Raw genomic sequence first — 17,716 nt, 5'->3', positions numbered from 1 at the left:
CCCCTAATAGATTGCCATCCTGACCCACAGAACCAAGTAGTTGAGTCCGATGCCATGGGCATGCCTGACATCCGCATCGTCGTCGTCGGTCCGAAATACGAGGGTAACGTGGGCGCCATCGCCCGTTCGATGGCCAACTTCGACGTCAGCGAGCTCTACCTGGTCAACCCCTGCGAGCTCGGTGACGACGCCTACCGCAGAGCCAAGCACGGCTCCGGGCTCCTTGACGACGTCCACATCGTCGACACGCTGGAGGAGGCGCTGGAAGGCGTCTTCCTGGTGGTCGGGACCAGCGGCGTGACGACCAAGGGCGACAGGAACTACACCCGCATACCCGTGCCCGTGCGCGAGTTCGCCGAGCACTGCCGCGGATACCCCGAGAAGATCGCGATCCTGTTCGGACGCGAGGACATCGGGCTCCTGCAGGACGAGCTGAACCTGTGCGACGTCCTCATCACGATCCCCGCCGGCGAGGAGTACCCAATCCTCAACCTGTCCCACGCGGCCAACATAGTGATGTACGAGTTCTTCCAGGCCGAGCACACGCCCAGGAGGTCGGAGCCGGCGGACAGGCACGAGAAGGAGCTGATGTTCGAGTTCTTCGGCGACCTCATGGACGGCATCGAGTACCCGCCGAACAGGAGGGAGATGACCACCGTCATGTTCAGGCGCATGATGGGGCGCGCGCTCCCGACCAAGTACGAGTACAACACGATCATGGGGGTCTTCGGCGACGCGGCCAAGATCGTGAGGTACGGCAAGCCCTGGGAGAAGAAGGGTCAGAGCCCGTGAACCGGCAGGAAGACCAGGACCTTCGTGTCCTCCCTGTCATCCCTCTTGACGATGTCCGGGACGATGCCGGTCATACTCACGATGGTGTAGTAGATCGACTCGGTCTGCGCGGTGCCGAAGCCTGAGCTGACGAGCACTATCATCTTCCCGAAGTCGGGGCTGGTCTCGAACATCGTGGAGTCCATCGCCCTGGTGACCGCCTTCGACGGGTCCAGGTCGTTGGTGTAGGCGAACGTGTAGATCTTCTTGGGGAAGGTGCTGAAGAACGGCCCCTCCATCATATGTGCCAGATTGTCCACTGCGAACACGATCGAGCGTGAGGCCATCCTGAGGATGTGGATGAACTTCACATCCGGGTAGATCCTGTTTATGGACCCCATGTCGAGGATGAATACGCGGTCGGAGTAGTCCAGGACCTGGGGCAGCACCGCCATCGCCCTCTTGCGACGCTCCAGCTCGAAGGCCATGGGGAGTCCGATCACGGACACGACCCTGCACCCCATCTCGTGGGCTATCTCCGATATCCCCAGCGGCATGCCGATGCCGGAACCGCCGCCGAGTATGGAGAAGAGAATCACGACGCGGACACCCTGCAGCCTCTCGCGGATCTCGTCGCTGTTGTCCAGGGTCAGGCTGTAGGCCAGGAACGGGTCCCCGTAGGCGCCTGGCATGTCCTCCGGCACCATGGATATGGTGCTGCTGCTGTTGGAGTTCATGAAGACCGTCGGGACGCCGGGGGCCTCGGTCGCGTCGGACAGGATCGCCCTCGCGCCGCCTCCGCATACGAAGAGGGTCACATCCCCCATGGGCGCTCCCCTGGGTTCGTCCTCTGGCGGACGTAGTCGCGTGCAGCGGACCTGACCGCGTCGTCCAGCGTGGACCCGTCGATGGTGAGGTCCTCGATGCTGAGCGCGTCGTCCCCGTGCTCCGGCGCGGGCCTCACACCCTGTGCCAGACGCTCGGACGCATAGCCGTCCAGGACGGAGCGGACAGCGTCGGAGAGCGAGCGGAACTCCCCCTCGTCGACGAGTGCGCGGAGAACGCCCACGGTCTCGGAAGAGAGCCTCACGATGACCTTTTGGTCCGAATCCATCTGAAAACCGTCCTGTCACGAAAAGGAAAGGGGTTGGGTAAAAGGTTTGTGTTGTCAGCTTAAGACCAACCGTTCATCCGAACAGAGCGGAGAGACCGGCAGCGGCCTCTTCCTCACTGACAGCTTCCTCTTCGGGCTCGTCGGCGGCTGCGGCAGGGGCGTCTGCGGCAGCTGCGGCGGCTGCGGGGGCTGCGGCGGCAGCAGGCGCGGCAGAGATAGCGGCGCTTGCGATGGCCTCCTTGATGTCAACTCCCTCGAGAGAAGCGACCAGTGCTTTGATCTTAGCTGCGTCAGCCTCGACTCCGGCGGCGGTGAGGATAGCGTTGATAGCGTCCTCGGTGATGTCTTTGCCGGCAGAGTAGAGCACCATAGCGCTGTAGATATACTCCATCTGATTCAACTCCTTTAATTTAGCCGAATAATGCACTAAGGCCAGCGGCTGCTTCTTCCTCGCTGACCTCTTCTTCTTCCTCTTCGACGGTCTCCTGAGCAGGGGCGGCCTCGGCGGCGGGGGCTGCAACGGTGGCTGCAGCGGCGGCGGAGCTGAGCCTCGCCGCGATCTCGTCGCTGGTGTATCCGCTTGCGGATGCGAGGGCCAGCATCTGGGCGTCGGCCTTCGCCAGGAGGATGTCGATGTTCTCTTTGGTCGGTATCGCGGCCTCAACAGAGAGGTTCATAGTCTCCCTGAACGCCTTGGCGATGAGCGGGACGATTGTCTCCTTAGTCGGGAACGCAATCGAGACACCGAGTGCCAGAGCGTTGTATGCGGCCGTAGCGAACATAGTAGAGTAGTAGTCCTCCGGGATGTCCAGGACATCCTTGCTGTAGATCACTCCGTCCTCGTAGGCGGCCCTGAGGTCCATTCCTACGACCATGGGGAGAATCTCGAGCTTGGGCAGCATCGCTGCGACGGGTCCGGGGATCGGCTCCCCCTCCTTCACGAGCGTCGTGTCCTTCTTGACTACAATCTTCCCTGCCTCGATGGCGGCAGGGAGCCCAATTTTCTGAAGTTCACCGATAATCGGGCCGGGTCCGAACGGGGTCGGTCCCTTGGGTACGACGATGTCGAACGGTGCGAGCTGTCCCTCCTTAGCGGGGGCGGGGGTCATCGTCGCCTCGAGCTTCTTGAAGAGCTTGAAGGGGTCGATGTCCGTGGTGACAATCGCACACTGTCCGTGAATCGAGTCTTTGAGTCCGATGATCTCGGGTTTCTCTTTCGCCGCCTCCTCGATGGCCAGGAGCATGAGGTTGTTCTTGGTCATCTTGAGTTTGGCGTGAGCCCTGAGTCCGGCCCTCATAGACTGGACCTGCTGACCGGGAATGCCCGCCATGTCGACAACTGCGACGACGGGGTACTCGCGCATGTCCTGTACCAGCTCGCTTACCATGTCCTTCTTCCAAGCTGCGACGTGTGCCATCTTTTAACCTCCTTACAACACCCTCTCCGAGGGGCCCATGGTGGTCTTGACGTACGCGGAAGCGATGTTGTGCTTCCCCTTCTCCAGGTGGGACTCGACACGCTTGAGGATGAGATCGACGTTCTCGGCGATCTCCTCAGCGGTCATATCCACGGTCCCGACGGGGGCGTGGAAGGTCTTCCTGTCTTTCGTCCTGATGGTCACAGACTTGCGGAGGCTGTCGATCATCGCGGCCGGATCTGCTCCGGGGGCGATGGGCTTCGGCATCTTTCCGCGGGGACCGAGAACGGTACCGAGTCTCTTACCGACGACGGCCATGAGGGGCGCCTCGGCGATGAAGTAGTCGGTGCTGTTCGCGATCTTCTTTGCCTGTTTCTTGTCATCTGCGATCGCTCCGAGTTCCTCGGGGGTGATCACGATGTCGGCCACGTCTTTGGCTTTCAAGGCTAGTTCGCCACCACCAATCACGCAGATCTTCACTGCCTTCCCGCGTCCGCTCGGGAGGATGATGTCCTCGGTGATACGGTTCTTCGGGATGGTCAGATCGACATCTTTGAGATTGATGGCCAACTCAACCGTCTCAGTAAAATTGCGCTTCTTCGCACTCTCGAGTGCCTTCTGCACAGCCATTACGGTTGGTTTTTCTGCCAATACAATTCCTCCTCGTAGTTCATGCGAGTCTTGCGACTCTCCTACAAGTAAGGATGGCTAATAAGGGGGTAGTATTTAAAGGTAACACCTCGGCGACCATGAGGCTCTCGGCCGTCGTTCCTACACTGCCATGAATACTATGATTGTGATTATGCCTGTGTAATTGCTCCATCAATTTTAAATCATTAAATTGTGTTGAGCAATTATGATTGTCAAAGGGGAATTGATGATCGACTCACTGTCGGACTCGTACTCGAGCCCGGCCTGCAAGCTCGGACGCATGGTCGAGAACGGAGAGGTTGTCAGACTGAGACGCGACCTTTATGAGACGGATCCGGAAACCCCGCCATACCTTGTGGCTAGTCACATCTGCGAGCCATCGTACATCTCGTTCGAGTACGCACTGATGAGACACAGCATAATCCCGGAGCGCGTGGTCTGGATCACCAGCGCGACATATGGCAAGCGCAAAACCAAGAGGTACAGTAACGCACTCGGCAATTTCGTATACTACGACATTCCGGAGAATGCCTTTCCTGTCGGCATCGAATACTGGGGAGACGGAGACCGCAGCTACCCGATTGCATCGGCGGCGAAGGCTGTATGCGACAAGCTGTCCAAGATGCCCCCGACGAGATCCTACACAGGATTGGAAGCGCTGATGTTCGAGGACCTCCGCTTCGATGAGGACGCCATACTTGAACTCGATGCACGTACAATCCTGGACTACGCCTCACTCTACCACTGCACAACCCTGAGAACCCTCGGACATTACCTACAGGAGCATTCATGAAGCCAGATACGTCCGAACTGTTTTGTCCCGTCGGTGTGAAAGACCTCGACACCGCCGTGAACCTGCTCAGAGAAGGACTCCAGGAACTGATCCTGTCAGGTCTGGCTGAGAGCGGTTTCTCGGATTGTGCGGTCTTCCACGGGGGAACCTGTCTGCGCATCCTGTACGGCCTTGACAGATTCTCGGAGGATCTCGATTTCTCTCTTGTCCAGAAGGACTACGGCTTCGACTTCGGACCGCATCTGGAGAGGACCTGCTCGAACCTAGAGGACCTCGGTTTCGAACCGTCGTACAAGACCCGCCCACCAAAAGGGGAGATGATGGTGTACTCCGCCAAGATCAAGATGAACCTCCGGAACGCACTGAGAACAGCGGGATTCTCTGAAAATGTTGTCGAAGATGCCCACTCGCAGGAGTTGGTGACCGTGAAGCTGGATGTGGATCTGGACCCGGCGCCGTACTCCAGAAGCGAGATTATCAGCAAGACTTCCCCACTGTGCTATTCCGTACGGACCGAACCACTCCCCGTCCTGTTCGCGGGGAAGACGGCGGCGGTCCTCTGTCGCCACTGGGGCAACCGCGTGAAGGGCAGGGATTTCTACGACTTCAGATGGTACATCGAGCACGGCATCCCCATCGACATAAGGTGCCTCGAATCCCAACTGGACAAGAAGTGCGAACCCACCACGGGACTCGACCGCGAAACACTGGTCACCATACTGAAGAAGAGATTCGACACTCTCGACTGGGAATCTGCCAAAAGCGATGTGATAAACTTCATCGATCCGTCGCAACTCGGTGAGTGGGGACCGGAACCGTTCAAGGCCCTGGCCGACAGGATTTCAGTGCTTGAAAAATGAGAATGAAGGGGAGGTTTCCCTCCCCTGTGAAGTTTGATCAGAACTGGCCGTCGTACTCGCCGGCCTTGACCGCCTTGGTGAAGTCCTTGGGGTTCTTTCCGTCGATGGTGACTCCGACGGACACGCAGTTTCCTGCGACCTCCAGGACCTTCGCCTTCAGGTCGGCTCCGAGGAGATCGTCCTGCTTCATGGTGGCGATCTTCTTGGCCTGCTCGAGAGTCAGGTTTCCGACCTTCTCGGTCTTGGCGTTGTGGGCTCCGGACTCGACTCCGAGCTCTCCCTTGATCAGAGCGGACATCGGAGGGGTTCCGACCTTGATGTCGAAGGTCTTGTCGTCGTTGATAAGGACCTTGACGGGGACCTTCATTCCCTCGAACGCCTTTGTCTTCTCGTTGATCTTAGCGATGACCTGTCCGATGTTGACACCTTTGGGTCCCAGAGCGGGTCCAAGGGGCGGACCTGCGGAGGCCCTGCCTCCATCAACCAATGCCTCAACAGTATCTACCATTGTTCATCTCTCCTTTTCGATAACCCTCACGCTGTCTCCTTTGACGGTGACGGGTATGGGGACCATGGCCTCGATGAGTTCGACTGTGATCTCCTCCTTGGCCTGGTCTATCTGCTGGACCCTTGCTTTCTCGCCCTTGAACGGTCCGTTGACGAGTTCGACTATGTCGCCCTCGACGATACCGACAACGGCGGACATCGGGATGAGGTAGGGTCCGATCTCATCGATGTTGGTCTCTCCGTCTATGAAGGACCTCGCTTTCTTGATGTCGCGGGTCTTCTCACGGAGACGGTCCGTGTTCATGCCTTCCACGAACACGTATCCCCTGAGTCCGGAGGGGCTCAGGATCGCATATATGTCCTTCTCACCGGAAGTGGCCTTGGAGGCGAGAGAGTCTGCGACGCTCCTCTCCTGGTCGATCTGGGTCTTGAGGACCATAATGGACTGTGTTGCAACGGCCTTGAAGCGCATCGAGTTCGTCGATGTGCCGTCGTCGGCGATGACCTCGGTCTCGACGGTGTCGCCGTACCTGGCACCCTTGGGGCAGATGACCTCGAGGACGAACTCCTTGGGGTTCCTTCCGGGCAGGTCGACAGAGATCTCGGTCCTGCTGCGGTAGTTGCTCCAGAGCTCCCCGTTGGCGTTGTCGTACAGTGTGACGTTCCACTCGGGAGCGTTGTCCGCGTCGGGGCCTGTGATGATGGAGAACGAGATCTTCACCTCAGACGCTTCAGCGGAGACGCTGAACGGCCATTCTACCTTGCCGCCGGCATGCACCCTCTGCAGGTTGTTCTCGCCGGAAATGCTGGGACTCATCGCTGTTCCTCCTCAGAAATAGGTGGGGAGAATGGTCATAAGCCACCAGATGACGAAGCCTGCGGCACCGATGATGATGATTCCGAGACCGGTGATGTACAGCGTCTTCACGTACTCCTCCCTGCTGGGGGTGCGTGCCATCTTGAGGATCCTGCCGTACTTTCCCTTTCCGAAACCGCGGGCCTTGGATTCGAACTCGTCCTGGAGCTCGTAGGCCATGGACTCTTCTTCAGCCATTGTATCGTTCTCCATCCGCGGGGGCCGCGGACCAGTTCCCTCGTTACCACTGATATAATAACGCAGGGAATGCCCCTTAATCATGTTCCTATTTTAAAGCTTTCGTCGATTCGCGACAAAAAGGCGACATGCCGCCAGACGCCCGGAAGAATGTCTGGCTATGTCCGCAACGGGCGGAACGGACCGTGTTGGACGACAGTGCTGTCAAACTTCCGACATAACAGAACGGCTTTATATGAGATGCGGGTACCGTTTTGCATAGAACCTTTTAGGGGGTAATTTAGAATGGAAGAAGTGCTTTGCAACGTAGAGCTCGTCAAAGAGAACAACGATTTTGTCATCAAGATCCAGAGCGACCTGGGCGGAGTCAGGGAGTACAGGTCCACCAGCTTCGAGGAGGTCCTCGAGCAGCTCGTGCAGGATCTTCAGGAAGAGTTCGAGACCCTCTGATCGGAGTGATTCCCATGGCAGACAAGATCAAGCAGATTACCGACGTCCTCGACATGCTCGCCGAGGACACCTCGATCCCCCGCAACATCAGGAAGGGTGCGACAGACGCGAAGGCCAGGCTCCTCGACACCAAGGAGGCCATGGACGTCCGCGCCACCGGCGCCATCGTCATCCTCGACGACCTCGCCAACGACCCCAACATCCCTCTGCACGGAAGGACCATCATCTGGAACGTCATCAGCCAGCTCGAGGTCCTCAGCCAGCAGAACTGATCAATAATCACTTTTTCCTGTTTTAGGAGCGGCGCCGGTCAACGGCGCTGCTCCGCCACAATGTCAAGGAAGTTCTGGAATATCTCCGGCCCGTGCTCGGTGTTCTCGACCTCGGGATGGAACTGCACCCCGAAGATCGGCCTGTCGATGCACCTCACCGCCTCGTGGGGGCAGGTCTCAGAGGACGCCGTGACCTCGAATCCGGCGGGGATCGTCTTGACCTCGTCGTTGTGGGACGCCCAGACCTGGAACTCGTCGGGGAGCCCCTTGAACAGATCGTCGTGGGAGTTGACCCTGAGCGTGACGCCTCCGAACTCGGGGGTGGAGCCAGGGCCGAGCTTGCCGCCGAAGTGCTCGCACAGGAACTGCATTCCCGCGCAGATTCCGAAGATGGGGAAGTCCGCCTTGTCCAGGTACTCGCCGTTGTTGCCCATGCGTCCCGCATCCGTGGCGACGCTGGGGGCCCCTCCGGACAGGATGAGGCCGTCGACGTCCTTGATCTCGTCGAACGGGGTCGTGTTGGGAATGATCTTGGTCTCCACTTTGAGGTATCTCAGAACGCGCCACTCGCGATGGGTCCACTGGCCCCCGTTGTCAACGACGTAGACTTTCATCGGACGGTCGTAGTCCGCGACATGATAAAAACATTGGGAAGGGGGCCGATGAGGCCCCCGTTTTGACGTTCGTCACTGGGGGTAGAATCCCGAGGGGGTCTCCTTGAGGTCGATGACGATGTTCTTCTGCTGGGTGTACGCGGACATGATGACCTTGTGGGTCTCACGGCCGATTCCGGACTGCTTGTATCCGCCGAAGGGCATTCCCGCGGGCAGCTGGTTGTAGCAGTTGACCCACATGCGCCCGGTCTCGACGCCGCGTGCGACGCGGATGGCCCTGTTGATGTCCCTGGTCCAGACGGCGCCTCCGAGTCCGTACACGGAGTCGTTGGCCATGGCGATGACCTCCTCCTCGGAGTGGAACTTGATGACCACCGCGACGGGTCCGAATATCTCCTCCTGCGCCACACGCATGTCGTTCGTCACGTCCACCAGCAGCGTGGGCTCGTAGAACACTCCCTTGGCGCAGTCGCCGTCGGTCTTGCGCTTTCCCCCGCAGGCGAGCTTGGCACCCTCCTGCACGCCGATGTCCACGTAGCTCTGGACGATCTTGAGCTGGTGCTCGTTGACCAGCGCGCCCATCTGGGTGGCGGGGTCCAGCGGGTCGCCGACCTTCACCTTCTTGAACGCCTCGACGGCCGCCTCGACGAACTTGTCGTAGATCGTGTCCTGTACGAACACACGGGACCCGGCGCAGCAGACCTGTCCCTGGTTGAACAGGATGCCGAGCTGCAGGCCGTCGATGGCCTTGTCCCACTGGCAGTCCTCGAAGTAGATGTTGGCGCTCTTCCCTCCGAGCTCGAGGGTCGCCGGGATGAGCTTGTCCGCGGCGGCGCGGCTGACGCTGAGTCCCACCTCAGTGGATCCGGTGAAGGCGAGCTTGCGGAAGCCGGGGTGGTCCAGCATGTACTGTCCGGACTTGGAGCCCTTTCCCGTGAGGATGTTGACGACTCCGGGCGGCAGGAGGTCCCCGATGACCTTCATGAGCTCGAACGCGCTCAGAGGTGTGGACGAGGAGCTCTTCAGAACTATGCAGTCCCCTGCGGCGAGGGCGGGGGCGAGCTTCCATGCGACCATCAGGAACGGGAAGTTCCATGGGACGATCATCCCCACGACGCCTATGGGCTCGCGCAGGATGATGCTCAGCAGGTCGCCGTCGAGCACGGTCGCGCTGCCCTCCTCCGAGCGGAGGACGCCGGCGAAATAGCGGAAGTGGTCCACGGCTAGGGGGACGTCGATGCTCATGGTCTCGCGGATGGGCTTCCCGTTGTCCATAGACTCCACGGTGGCCAGACGCTCCGCGTTGGCCTCGATGGCGTCCGCGATGTCCAGAAGGATCTTCGACCTCACGGACGGGTCGACGGCCTTCCATGCCGGGAACGCCTTCCATGCCGCATTCACGGCTGCGTCCACGTCCTCTTTGGTCGCCTCGGCACACTCCGCGATCTGCTCTCCGTTGGCAGGATCGTAGACCGCGAACTTCCCGCCGTCGGAAGCGGGAACCCATTTTCCGTCGATGTACAGGCCGTATTCTTTATCGAGTGTGATTGCCAAGATAAGCCTCCTGCTTGAGAATCTGGTTTTGGGTTGATAAAGCTTTAAGGAACTCCGAAATCGGTTGGACGGATTGTATGTTAAATACGGAACGCCATTCGCGCCTTATGATCGACTTCGAGAACAAGGAGTACCTGAAGCTGAAGGAGTCGGACAACGACGAGTACGCCGACCTCATCAACGGCATCCTGGTGAGCGGCGAGAGCATCATCCACACGTACAAGAGCGTCCGCGACGGACTGGTCTTCACCAACAGGCGCCTGATCGCGATCAACATACAGGGCATAACCGGGAAGAAGAAGACGATCACCATCCTCCCCTACGACAGGGTCCAGGCGTTCTCCGTGGAGACCGCCGGCGTCATCGACCTGGACAGCGAACTGTACCTCTGGTTCAGCGGCATGGGTCAGGTCAAGTTCGAGTTCACGTGCAGGACCGACGTGAGCAAGATCTGCAGGTGCATCAGCGAGTGCATCCTGGACTGATTCTGGATAAAAACGAACAAAATGATTGGTCCGGGGAGAAACCCCCGGACCGTTTTCTTCTGTCTCCTGTCACTCCCACTCGATGGTTCCCGGCGGCTTCGCGGTGAGGTCGTAGACCACACGGTTCACTCCGGGCACCTCGGCGGTGATGCGGGCGGCGATCCTCTTGAGCAGGGGGTACGGGACCTCCTCGACCTCCGCCGTCATGGCATCGGTGGTGTTGACCGCGCGTATGATGACCGGCCTCTCGAATGTGCGCTTGCCGTCGCGGACACCGACGGACCTGAAGTCGGGGACGATGGTGAAGTACTGCCAGACCTTGCCCTCGAGCCCGTTGGCGGCGAACTCCTCGCGGAGGATCGCATCGGACTCCCTGACCATCTCGAGCCTGTCGCGGGTGATCGCTCCGAGACAGCGGACGCCCAGTCCGGGGCCGGGGAACGGCTGGCGGTAGACCATCGAGTCGGGCAGACCGAGGGCCTTCCCGACCACACGGACCTCATCCTTGAAGAGGAGCTTCACCGGCTCCACGAGCTCGAATTTCAGATCCTCCGGGAGGCCTCCGACGTTGTGGTGAGCCTTCACGGTGCCGCTCTCGAGGATGTCGGGGTAGATGGTCCCCTGTGCGAGGAAGTCGACACCCTCCTGTTTCCTGGCCTCCTCCTCGAACACGCGGATGAACTCCGCTCCGATGATCTTCCTCTTCTGCTCGGGCTCGGCGACGCCCTCCAGCTTCGAGAGGAAGCGGTCGACGGCGTCGACGTACACGAGGTTGGCGTCCATCTGGTTACGGAACACCTCCACCACCTGCTCCGGCTCCCCCTTCCTGAGGAGCCCGTGGTTGACGTGCACGCACACCAGGTTCTTCCCTATGGCGCGTATGAGCAGGGCGGCGACCACGGAGGAGTCCACCCCTCCGCTGAGTGCCAGCAGCACCTTCCCGTCGCCGACCTGGGCCCTGATCTCCGCGACCTTCTCGTCGATGAAGGCATTGGCGAGCTCGGGGGTGGTGATCCTCACCATGTCGTCCGGACGTTTGTTTCCGTTAGCGTTCATGGATGGTGTTACGCGGTCATCACGTTTAACTGGAGGGGGTCCGGGAGAAGGCCCCGGACCCCGGTTTGGATTGGAAGACGGTCGGAGAGGGCTCACTCCCACTCGATCGTCGCCGGGGGTTTGTTGGTGATGTCGTAGACCACGCGGTTCACAGAGTCCTTCATGGTGTTGGTGATGCGCGTGGACATGGCGTCCAGCACTTCGAGGGGGATCCTCGCGTAGGTGGCTGTCATGCCGTCGACGGACGCAACCGCCCTGATTGCGATGGTCCTGCCGTACGCCCTCCTGTCTCCCTGCACGCCGACGGACTTGGACGGCAGCAGGACCGCGAAGTACTGCCAGGGAAGCTCCATCTTCCCTGCCGCGGCCGCCTTCTGGATCTCGTCCTCGACGATGTGGCAGGCCTCGCGGACGATGGCGATGCTCTCGGGGTTGACCTCGCCCAGGCACCTGACCGCGAGCGCGGGTCCGGGGAATGGCTGCCTCTCGGACGCCCTGACGCCCAGTGTCCTGGCGACATCGCGGACCTCGTCCTTGTACAGGTCCCTCAGGGGCTCGACGAGGGTCATCCCGAGGTCCTTGGGGAGGCCTCCGACGTTGTGGTGGGACTTGATCGTGTCCCTCACCCCGTCCCCGGACTCGATCCAGTCGGGGGCGATTGTACCCTGGACGAGGCACTCCGCCCCGAACTCCCTGGCGATCCTCTCGAACACGCGGATGAACTTCTCGCCGATGATCTTCCTCTTCTGCTCGGGCTCCGTGACCCCCTTGAGCGCCTCGAAGAACTCGGCGCCCGCATCGGCGATCCTGTAGTTGATGCCCATCTCCTTGAGCATCCCCTCGACCTCCTCGGTCTCGCCCTTCCTCATGAGCCCGTTGTCGACGTACACGGCGAGAAGCCTGTCGCCGATGGCCCTGCTGGCAAGGGTGGCGGCGACCATGCTGTCGACGCCGCCGGAGCAGGCGATGATGGCCTTGCCGGGGATCCTCTGCCTGATGTCCTCGACGGCCTCGTCTATGAAGTCCTCAACACCCAGCATCGGCAACCACCTTCTCGGAGTCTGCGATCACCTTGGCGGCCTGCGCCTGCCTGTAGTTCAGGAGGGCCTCCCTGACAGTGGCATCGGTGACCGCGAGGATCTCTGCGGCCAGGATGGCGGCGTTGTCTCCGCGGTCGAGACCGACTGCGGCCACGGGGATGCCCGGGGGCAGCTGCACGATGGACAGGATGGCGTCCAGATTGAGGGCACCGCTCACGGGCACGCCGATGACGGGCTTGACGGTCAGCGCGGCAACGGAGCCGGGCAGAGCCGCGGAGAGTCCCGCGATGGCTATGAAGACATCGGATTTGCTTCCGGTGACGAGCTCCTCTACCCTGGCGGGGGTCCTGTGGGCCGACGCCACGGCGATGTCGTACTCGATGTTGAACTTCTTCAGGATCGTGATGGCCTTCTCGGCCACGGGCATGTCGCTCTTGCTTCCCAAAATGATGGAGACCCTTGACATTGATGGTACGAGAGTGCATTCTCTTAAAAAGGATATCGAGAAGGTGCGTGAAGGGGTTGGGGTTTGGAAGGGGTTTTTTCCTTGTCGTTCAGCTCTTGAGAACGACGACGAGGAAGATGCCCACGGCGACAAGAGCACCGATCAGGATTCCGATCAGGCTGATGATGGCGACGTAGACTGTGTCCCATGTGTTGACGTCACAGAAGGGCGAGATGTCGCTGAATCCGACGAGATATGCCCAGACGATTCCCACGATAAGACCGATGATGGCCATCGCGCCGCCGGCGGCTTTGCTCTTTCCAGAGCCGAAGTACGCCGCGAAGATGCCCGCCACGAGCATGACGAGGGCAAACGCGAACACCACGAGGGTCAGAAAGGACATGATTGTAATATCCATTTTTAGCCTCCGTTTTTGATACCCGCAGGTGCGGGCTGTTGTGCACAGGAACCCTTTGACTATTATTTAATCTTGTGCTGGCTGTGCGGACGTCTGTCCCACCCGACAGGCCCCTCCCCGGGACGGCACATGTGGGTGGGCTGCAACCCCAGACACAGGGGCGCTCCCCCGGGGTTCCGGCCAGGGCCTGCGATGTGTCCCGATTCGCCTCCTGGCGATCGGAAACGGTCACGACCCCTATGATGGAGATGGTATCCATCCATAGGTTACATAGCCGAACCGTTTATATTCTAGAAAACGGCGTGAACAGTCATTGTTTATAAAGTATATGCAATTTTTTAAATATTGGGACAGTCATTCCGTGAACATCATCTTCACGTTGGAGTGATTCGAGCTGATGGACGTTCTGGGTATCGTTGAAGAAGTCACCTGCGATGGGAGGATGATCGTTCGCTGTGACGAACTTCCCGACATCGGGACGCCTGTTTTCGACGAGAAACAGAAGAAGCTCGGCACGGTCGGCAGGGTTTTCGGCCCCGTCGACGGACCTTACGCATCCGTTACACCGGAGGGTGGGCCGGCGAGGATCGGCACTCAAACTTACATAAGGGGGAACAAGCAGAATGCCAAAGGTAAGAGAAGGAACAGAAGAGATTGAGGTGTGTCCTGAGTGCGGCAGCCACCACCTCGTCCGCGACTACGAGCGCGGAGAGCTCCTGTGCGAGGACTGCGGACTCGTCCTGGACGACCAGTTCATCGACCAGGGGCCCGAGTGGAGGGCGTTCGACGTGGAGCAGGGCGAGAAGCGCGCCCGTACCGGTGCCCCGATGACGTACACCATCCACGACAAGGGGCTGTCCACCGAGATCTCCTGGAAGAACAAGGACAGCTACGGCAAGAGCATCCCCACCAGGAACAGGGCCCAGCTGTACAGGCTGAGGAAGTGGCAGAGGAGGATCCGTGTATCCAACGCTACCGAGAGGAACCTGGCATTCGCACTCTCGGAGCTCGACAGGATGGCATCGGCAATGGGACTCCCCAGAAACGTGAGGGAGACCGCGGCCATGATCTACAGGAAGGCCGTCAACAAGAACCTCATCAGAGGAAGGTCCATTGAGGGCGTCGTGGCAGCGTCGCTCTACGCAGCGTGCAGGCAGTGCGGTGTGCCCAGGACGCTCGACGAGGTCGCCAACTCCAGCCGCGTCGGAAGGAAGGAGATCGGAAGGACGTACAGGTTCATGACCCGTGAGCTGAAGCTCAAGCTCATGCCCACGAAGCCCCAGGACTACGTCCAGAGGTTCTGCTCCGAGCTGAAGCTGAGCGGAGAGGTACAGAGCAAGGCGGCCGAGATCCTCAAGGACGCGTCCGAGAAGGAGCTCACCTCCGGAAGGGGACCCACCGGCGTCGCCGCCGCGGCAATCTACATCTCCTCGATCCTGTGCAACGAGCGCAGGACCCAGAGGGAGGTGGCCGATGTGGCGGGAGTGACCGAGGTCACCATCAGGAACCGCTACAAGGAGCTCACCGAGAAACTCGGAATCGAGATCCAGCTCTGACAAACCGATTCGGGGTGCCGGAAGGCGCCCCAGTTTCCATTCTTTTCAAATTTACCCAGATGTGACAACCTATAAGATTTAGGAGTGACTTAACCTGCTCCATGAGCGACGAACAGCCCGTGCAGAAGGCGAGCAAGCACATCTGCCTGACCAACAGGCACGCACTCGGCATCTCGGACGACCCCGAGTTCGACATGCTGTCCGCCCTTGCGGACAAGGACGTGCTCACGCTGGTCAGAGGGCTGGCGAGAGAGGAGGCGCGCTCCCCGTTCCCGGACGGACTGTTCGGCATGGACGGCCCCCGGACGAACGCGGCCATCAGGAAGATGAAGGAGGCGGGACTGATCTCGTCGCGCAGGGATGGCCCCGACCACGTCTACTTCCTCAACGCCGGCAGGTTCAGGGACCTCGCACGCTTCCTGGAGAGCCTGATCAAGGCTTGAACCACTTGAACTCCAGATACGTGATGTCGTTCTTCCTGACGCGTCCGAAGAGAATCTCCTTCTTCACACCGCCTGACAGCCTCACGGTCCTGGAGATCTCGGGCCACATCCTGAGCCCGTCATCGGTCATCGCATGGACCAGGTACCTCGCGTGGCACTCGTCGGGCGACGACTGGTACACCCTGAAATGGGTGCCGTACTTGAACCCGGTCTTGACGACCAGACCCCTTTCGCGCAGATCCGAGAACACGAGGTATCTGACGCGGAACTCGTCCTGCATGGAGTTGCCGAAGTCCAGCAGGTCGTCGAACGAGAGGATGTTGTCGTCCTGGTCCAGGACTGTCAGCCTGCCCTTCCCCACGAGATGACAGCTCTCGATGAGCGAGAGCTGGAGCGCGTCCACGATGGACTTCCCGTAGTAGCCGTAGGCCCTCAGCGCCTCGGCGTCGTCCCTGTCGAAGACGAAGACCCTGTCGCGGATCAGCCTTCCGACCGGCTTCCTGCCGATGGGCTCCGGGAAGACCTTTCCCGCGGGGTCGCGGATCGACATGATGTAGTATGTCAGATCCCCCTCCTCGTCGACGACACCGTACAGGAGCTTCTTCTTCCTGTCCTTGGTCTCGGACGTCTCCCTGATCAGTGTGGCTACGTCGATGGCGTTCCTCTCCGACACGGCGCGCACCAGGAACTCGGGCCTGGAGTTACTCATGGTCTTCCCTCTGGGGAACACGGAGATGTCGTAGTCGCCGGTCTCGTACTTGGCGATGAAACCGCGCTGCCTGAGATCGCGGTAGACGAGATACTTGATGTCGAAGCCCTCGACGACCTTGGCGGAATGGCGGAACAGATCGTCGTATGGCATCGGGCCCTCCGGACCCTCCACCTCAAGCCTCCTGCACTCGACGAGGTACGTGGCCTCTACGAGGTCCAGGTCGACCCCGCCCCCGCTGCGCGGGTATCCGAAGTTGCCCCTGGTGTAAAGCCTGCTTCCCTCGCTCTGGTCCCTGACCTCAACGATGTCGTCGACTAGTTGGCCTGCCATCGTGCCGAGTAGATTGTCCATGTATATAACGGAGGCAGGGGCGCCATCGCTTCGGCCCTGGCGGAAGGTCCTGCAAATATGTTTAAATGTTTAAACGAATGAACCATTATGGACGAGTACGAGGAAGCCCGGGAGAGGCTGACGGAGGACTTCAGAAAGAGCTGCGAGAGCCTGACCGTGCTGGGAGACCCCCACAGGCAGAGGATAATCCTGCTCCTGCTGGAGAACAGGTGCTACGGGCTGAGCGTCCAGGAGATCACCGAGTGCGTCGGCCTCTCGAGACCGGCAGTGTCCTACCATCTGAAGACGCTGAGGCAGGCGGGGATCGTGACCATGCACCGCAGAGGGACCTCGAACCTGTACTGCCTGGACATACAGTCCGATGTCTGGCACCGCCTCCACGACATAACCGGTGAGGTGTGCGCGGTGATAGACAGGATCAGAGCCAACGGATTCCCGATCGTACCCGAGGAGAGATGACATGGACATCATTGAGGCAGTGAAAACACGCAACTCTGTGAGGAAGTACACCGACAGAAGGATCGACGAGCCTACCAGAAGAGAGCTTCAGAACATGATCGACACCTGCAACGCGGAGGGCCATCTCCATTTCCAGCTGGTGACGGACGCCCCCGGAGTCTTCGAGGGGATAATGGCCAGAGGCTTCGACAACGTGGGGAACTACGTTGCCCTGATCCGGAAGAAGGAGGACAGCGACGAGAAGGTCGGCTACTACGGGGAGAAGGTCGTCCTCGAGGCGCAGATGCTGGGCCTCAACACATGCTGGGTGGGACTCACTTACAAGAAGAGGAAGCTCGACGTGCAGATCAAGGACGATGAGAAGCTCGTTTGCGTCCTGGCCCTCGGGTACGGCTCCGACCAGGGGACGGCGCACAAGAGCAAGGACATGGGGGACCTGTGCGTCTGCCCGGGGGAGATGCCCGAGTGGTTCAGGAACGGGATGGAATCCGCGATGCTGGCACCGACCGCCATGAACCAGCAGAAGTTCAGATTCACCCTCAACGACGACGGAAGCGTCAGGGCCGAGACCGGCAAGGGGCCGTACGCGACGGTCGACCTCGGAATAGCCAAGCTGCACTTCGAGATCGGCGCCGGAAAGGAAAACTTCAGGTGGGCGTGAGCCCGGTCCCTCCCCGCGAGATGCGGGGAGGG

At 60.1% G+C, this 17,716-nt stretch carries 25 protein-coding genes; 10 read left to right on the top strand and 15 right to left on the bottom strand.

Annotated elements, in window-relative coordinates; genetic code table 11:
- Window positions 1-60: 60 nt before the first annotated feature.
- Window positions 61-792: a TrmJ/YjtD family RNA methyltransferase gene (locus JS82_00240; GenBank protein ID QHK16662.1), complete on the top strand. Its 732-nt coding sequence runs from the start codon at window positions 61-63 to the stop codon at window positions 790-792.
- On the opposite strand, the gene JS82_00235 is transcribed toward JS82_00240, so the two are convergent.
- The 5 genes from JS82_00235 to JS82_00215 all read right to left on the bottom strand — a co-directional run bounded on the left by JS82_00235 (window position 780) and on the right by JS82_00215 (window position 3,954).
- Entirely contained in the window at window positions 780-1,598 is an 819-nt protein-coding gene (locus JS82_00235; GenBank protein ID QHK16661.1) for a hypothetical protein, read from the bottom strand. The genes JS82_00240 and JS82_00235 overlap by 13 nt on opposite strands.
- The gene (locus JS82_00230) at window positions 1,586-1,885 is read right to left on the bottom strand and encodes a hypothetical protein (protein ID QHK16660.1); all 300 of its coding nucleotides are present in this window, start codon (window positions 1,883-1,885) and stop codon (window positions 1,586-1,588) included. The genes JS82_00235 and JS82_00230 overlap by 13 nt, the downstream gene beginning before the upstream one ends.
- 73 nt (window positions 1,886-1,958) lie before the next feature.
- Window positions 1,959-2,276 (bottom strand): 50S ribosomal protein P1, encoded by a 318-nt coding sequence (gene rpl12p, locus JS82_00225; protein QHK16659.1) that lies wholly within the window; start codon window positions 2,274-2,276, stop codon window positions 1,959-1,961.
- Between the two features lie 19 nt (window positions 2,277-2,295).
- The gene (locus JS82_00220; GenBank protein QHK16658.1) at window positions 2,296-3,303 is read right to left on the bottom strand and encodes a 50S ribosomal protein L10; all 1,008 of its coding nucleotides are present in this window, start codon (window positions 3,301-3,303) and stop codon (window positions 2,296-2,298) included.
- 12 nt (window positions 3,304-3,315) lie between these two features.
- The gene (locus tag JS82_00215) at window positions 3,316-3,954 is read right to left on the bottom strand and encodes a 50S ribosomal protein L1 (protein ID QHK16657.1); all 639 of its coding nucleotides are present in this window, start codon (window positions 3,952-3,954) and stop codon (window positions 3,316-3,318) included.
- 226 nt (window positions 3,955-4,180) lie between these two features.
- Between JS82_00215 and JS82_00210 the strand changes: the two genes are divergently transcribed.
- On the top strand, window positions 4,181-4,747 hold the full coding sequence (locus JS82_00210; protein QHK16656.1) for a hypothetical protein: 567 nt from the start codon (window positions 4,181-4,183) through the stop codon (window positions 4,745-4,747).
- Complete coding sequence (locus JS82_00205; protein ID QHK16655.1) at window positions 4,744-5,607, top strand: hypothetical protein; 864 nt, start codon at window positions 4,744-4,746, stop codon at window positions 5,605-5,607. The genes JS82_00210 and JS82_00205 overlap by 4 nt, the downstream gene beginning before the upstream one ends.
- A 37-nt stretch (window positions 5,608-5,644) precedes the next feature.
- Here JS82_00205 and JS82_00200 read toward each other — a convergent pair whose 3' ends face one another.
- From JS82_00200 to JS82_00190, 3 genes are read right to left on the bottom strand one after another with little or no spacing between them, the layout of a single operon-like run.
- Window positions 5,645-6,115, bottom strand: coding sequence for a 50S ribosomal protein L11 (locus JS82_00200; protein QHK16654.1), 471 nt, complete (start codon window positions 6,113-6,115; stop codon window positions 5,645-5,647).
- A gap of 3 nt (window positions 6,116-6,118) precedes the next feature.
- A complete protein-coding gene (locus JS82_00195; GenBank protein QHK16653.1) occupies window positions 6,119-6,931 on the bottom strand; it encodes a transcription elongation factor Spt5 in 813 nt (270 codons plus the stop codon).
- A gap of 12 nt (window positions 6,932-6,943) precedes the next feature.
- Window positions 6,944-7,168: a protein translocase SEC61 complex subunit gamma gene (locus JS82_00190; protein QHK16652.1), complete on the bottom strand. Its 225-nt coding sequence runs from the start codon at window positions 7,166-7,168 to the stop codon at window positions 6,944-6,946.
- 464 nt (window positions 7,169-7,632) lie between these two features.
- Between JS82_00190 and JS82_00185 the strand changes: the two genes are divergently transcribed.
- Window positions 7,633-7,890, top strand: coding sequence for a hypothetical protein (locus tag JS82_00185; GenBank protein QHK16651.1), 258 nt, complete (start codon window positions 7,633-7,635; stop codon window positions 7,888-7,890).
- A gap of 38 nt (window positions 7,891-7,928) precedes the next feature.
- Here JS82_00185 and JS82_00180 read toward each other — a convergent pair whose 3' ends face one another.
- Window positions 7,929-8,504, bottom strand: coding sequence for a GMP synthase subunit A (locus tag JS82_00180; protein ID QHK16650.1), 576 nt, complete (start codon window positions 8,502-8,504; stop codon window positions 7,929-7,931).
- A gap of 72 nt (window positions 8,505-8,576) precedes the next feature.
- Window positions 8,577-10,058 carry an aldehyde dehydrogenase family protein gene (locus JS82_00175; GenBank protein ID QHK16649.1) on the bottom strand — a complete coding sequence of 494 codons (1,482 nt, stop codon included), beginning with the start codon at window positions 10,056-10,058 and terminating at the stop codon, window positions 8,577-8,579.
- A gap of 107 nt (window positions 10,059-10,165) precedes the next feature.
- Between JS82_00175 and JS82_00170 the strand changes: the two genes are divergently transcribed.
- Complete coding sequence (locus JS82_00170; GenBank protein QHK16648.1) at window positions 10,166-10,543, top strand: PH domain-containing protein; 378 nt, start codon at window positions 10,166-10,168, stop codon at window positions 10,541-10,543.
- Window positions 10,544-10,612: 69 nt separating this feature from the next.
- Here the strand turns inward: JS82_00170 and guaA (JS82_00165) are convergent, their stop codons facing one another.
- The 4 genes from guaA (JS82_00165) to JS82_00150 all read right to left on the bottom strand — a co-directional run bounded on the left by guaA (JS82_00165) (window position 10,613) and on the right by JS82_00150 (window position 13,502).
- Window positions 10,613-11,599, bottom strand: a complete 987-nt coding sequence (gene guaA / locus JS82_00165; protein ID QHK16647.1) for a glutamine-hydrolyzing GMP synthase — start codon at window positions 11,597-11,599, stop codon at window positions 10,613-10,615.
- A gap of 92 nt (window positions 11,600-11,691) precedes the next feature.
- Window positions 11,692-12,639 carry a glutamine-hydrolyzing GMP synthase subunit GuaA gene (gene guaA, locus JS82_00160; protein QHK16646.1) on the bottom strand — a complete coding sequence of 316 codons (948 nt, stop codon included), beginning with the start codon at window positions 12,637-12,639 and terminating at the stop codon, window positions 11,692-11,694.
- Window positions 12,626-13,105 carry a 5-(carboxyamino)imidazole ribonucleotide mutase gene (gene purE, locus JS82_00155; GenBank protein ID QHK16645.1) on the bottom strand — a complete coding sequence of 160 codons (480 nt, stop codon included), beginning with the start codon at window positions 13,103-13,105 and terminating at the stop codon, window positions 12,626-12,628. Before purE ends, guaA (JS82_00160) begins: the two co-directional genes overlap by 14 nt.
- A gap of 88 nt (window positions 13,106-13,193) precedes the next feature.
- Window positions 13,194-13,502: a hypothetical protein gene (locus JS82_00150; protein ID QHK16644.1), complete on the bottom strand. Its 309-nt coding sequence runs from the start codon at window positions 13,500-13,502 to the stop codon at window positions 13,194-13,196.
- Window positions 13,503-13,944: 442 nt separating this feature from the next.
- On the opposite strand from JS82_00150, the gene JS82_00145 reads away from it, so the two are divergent.
- The 3 genes from JS82_00145 (at window position 13,945) to JS82_00135 (ending at window position 15,501) form a co-directional block, all read left to right on the top strand.
- Entirely contained in the window at window positions 13,945-14,160 is a 216-nt protein-coding gene (locus tag JS82_00145; GenBank protein QHK18330.1) for an H/ACA RNA-protein complex protein Gar1, read from the top strand.
- Entirely contained in the window at window positions 14,126-15,058 is a 933-nt protein-coding gene (locus tag JS82_00140) for a transcription initiation factor IIB (GenBank protein QHK16643.1), read from the top strand. The genes JS82_00145 and JS82_00140 overlap by 35 nt, the downstream gene beginning before the upstream one ends.
- Before the next feature lie 101 nt (window positions 15,059-15,159).
- On the top strand, window positions 15,160-15,501 hold the full coding sequence (locus JS82_00135; protein QHK16642.1) for a hypothetical protein: 342 nt from the start codon (window positions 15,160-15,162) through the stop codon (window positions 15,499-15,501).
- On the opposite strand, the gene endA is transcribed toward JS82_00135, so the two are convergent.
- Window positions 15,491-16,543 (bottom strand): tRNA-intron lyase, encoded by a 1,053-nt coding sequence (gene endA / locus JS82_00130; protein QHK16641.1) that lies wholly within the window; start codon window positions 16,541-16,543, stop codon window positions 15,491-15,493. The two genes, JS82_00135 and endA, sit on opposite strands and share 11 nt — an antisense overlap.
- Before the next feature lie 108 nt (window positions 16,544-16,651).
- On the opposite strand from endA, the gene JS82_00125 reads away from it, so the two are divergent.
- Both JS82_00125 and JS82_00120 read left to right on the top strand, forming a co-directional pair.
- Window positions 16,652-17,023 carry a metalloregulator ArsR/SmtB family transcription factor gene (locus JS82_00125; GenBank protein QHK16640.1) on the top strand — a complete coding sequence of 124 codons (372 nt, stop codon included), beginning with the start codon at window positions 16,652-16,654 and terminating at the stop codon, window positions 17,021-17,023.
- A 1-nt stretch (window position 17,024) separates the two neighbouring features.
- On the top strand, window positions 17,025-17,684 hold the full coding sequence (locus JS82_00120) for a nitroreductase (protein ID QHK16639.1): 660 nt from the start codon (window positions 17,025-17,027) through the stop codon (window positions 17,682-17,684).
- Window positions 17,685-17,716: the final 32 nt, after the last annotated feature.

It is taken from the genome of Methanomassiliicoccaceae archaeon DOK (assembly GCA_009911715.1).
Classification (GTDB): Archaea; Thermoplasmatota; Thermoplasmata; order Methanomassiliicoccales; family Methanomethylophilaceae; genus Methanoprimaticola.
Note: the sequence above shows the minus strand (reverse complement) of the source record. Positions and strands in the feature narration are given on the sequence as shown.

Excerpts from the sequence above, each read along its gene's own strand:
- JS82_00120 (QHK16639.1), top strand. The coding sequence starts at position 17,025 with ATGGACATCATTGAGGCAGTGAAAACACGCAACTCTGTGAGGAAGTAC.
- rpl12p (QHK16659.1), bottom strand. The coding sequence starts at position 2,276 with ATGGAGTATATCTACAGCGCTATGGTGCTCTACTCTGCCGGCAAAGAC.
- JS82_00210 (QHK16656.1), top strand. The coding sequence starts at position 4,181 with ATGATCGACTCACTGTCGGACTCGTACTCGAGCCCGGCCTGCAAGCTC.
- purE (QHK16645.1), bottom strand. The coding sequence starts at position 13,105 with ATGTCAAGGGTCTCCATCATTTTGGGAAGCAAGAGCGACATGCCCGTG.
- endA (QHK16641.1), bottom strand. The coding sequence starts at position 16,543 with ATGGCAGGCCAACTAGTCGACGACATCGTTGAGGTCAGGGACCAGAGC.
- JS82_00185 (QHK16651.1), top strand. The coding sequence starts at position 7,633 with ATGGCAGACAAGATCAAGCAGATTACCGACGTCCTCGACATGCTCGCC.
- JS82_00195 (QHK16653.1), bottom strand. The coding sequence starts at position 6,931 with ATGAGTCCCAGCATTTCCGGCGAGAACAACCTGCAGAGGGTGCATGCC.
- JS82_00240 (QHK16662.1), top strand. The coding sequence starts at position 61 with ATGCCTGACATCCGCATCGTCGTCGTCGGTCCGAAATACGAGGGTAAC.
- JS82_00230 (QHK16660.1), bottom strand. The coding sequence starts at position 1,885 with ATGGATTCGGACCAAAAGGTCATCGTGAGGCTCTCTTCCGAGACCGTG.
- JS82_00150 (QHK16644.1), bottom strand. The coding sequence starts at position 13,502 with ATGGATATTACAATCATGTCCTTTCTGACCCTCGTGGTGTTCGCGTTT.
- JS82_00170 (QHK16648.1), top strand. The coding sequence starts at position 10,166 with ATGATCGACTTCGAGAACAAGGAGTACCTGAAGCTGAAGGAGTCGGAC.
- JS82_00140 (QHK16643.1), top strand. The coding sequence starts at position 14,126 with ATGCCAAAGGTAAGAGAAGGAACAGAAGAGATTGAGGTGTGTCCTGAG.
- JS82_00190 (QHK16652.1), bottom strand. The coding sequence starts at position 7,168 with ATGGCTGAAGAAGAGTCCATGGCCTACGAGCTCCAGGACGAGTTCGAA.
- JS82_00200 (QHK16654.1), bottom strand. The coding sequence starts at position 6,115 with ATGGTAGATACTGTTGAGGCATTGGTTGATGGAGGCAGGGCCTCCGCA.
- JS82_00145 (QHK18330.1), top strand. The coding sequence starts at position 13,945 with ATGATCGTTCGCTGTGACGAACTTCCCGACATCGGGACGCCTGTTTTC.
- JS82_00180 (QHK16650.1), bottom strand. The coding sequence starts at position 8,504 with ATGAAAGTCTACGTCGTTGACAACGGGGGCCAGTGGACCCATCGCGAG.
- JS82_00220 (QHK16658.1), bottom strand. The coding sequence starts at position 3,303 with ATGGCACACGTCGCAGCTTGGAAGAAGGACATGGTAAGCGAGCTGGTA.
- guaA (QHK16646.1), bottom strand. The coding sequence starts at position 12,639 with ATGCTGGGTGTTGAGGACTTCATAGACGAGGCCGTCGAGGACATCAGG.
- guaA (QHK16647.1), bottom strand. The coding sequence starts at position 11,599 with ATGAACGCTAACGGAAACAAACGTCCGGACGACATGGTGAGGATCACC.
- JS82_00235 (QHK16661.1), bottom strand. The coding sequence starts at position 1,598 with ATGGGGGATGTGACCCTCTTCGTATGCGGAGGCGGCGCGAGGGCGATC.
- JS82_00205 (QHK16655.1), top strand. The coding sequence starts at position 4,744 with ATGAAGCCAGATACGTCCGAACTGTTTTGTCCCGTCGGTGTGAAAGAC.
- JS82_00125 (QHK16640.1), top strand. The coding sequence starts at position 16,652 with ATGGACGAGTACGAGGAAGCCCGGGAGAGGCTGACGGAGGACTTCAGA.
- JS82_00135 (QHK16642.1), top strand. The coding sequence starts at position 15,160 with ATGAGCGACGAACAGCCCGTGCAGAAGGCGAGCAAGCACATCTGCCTG.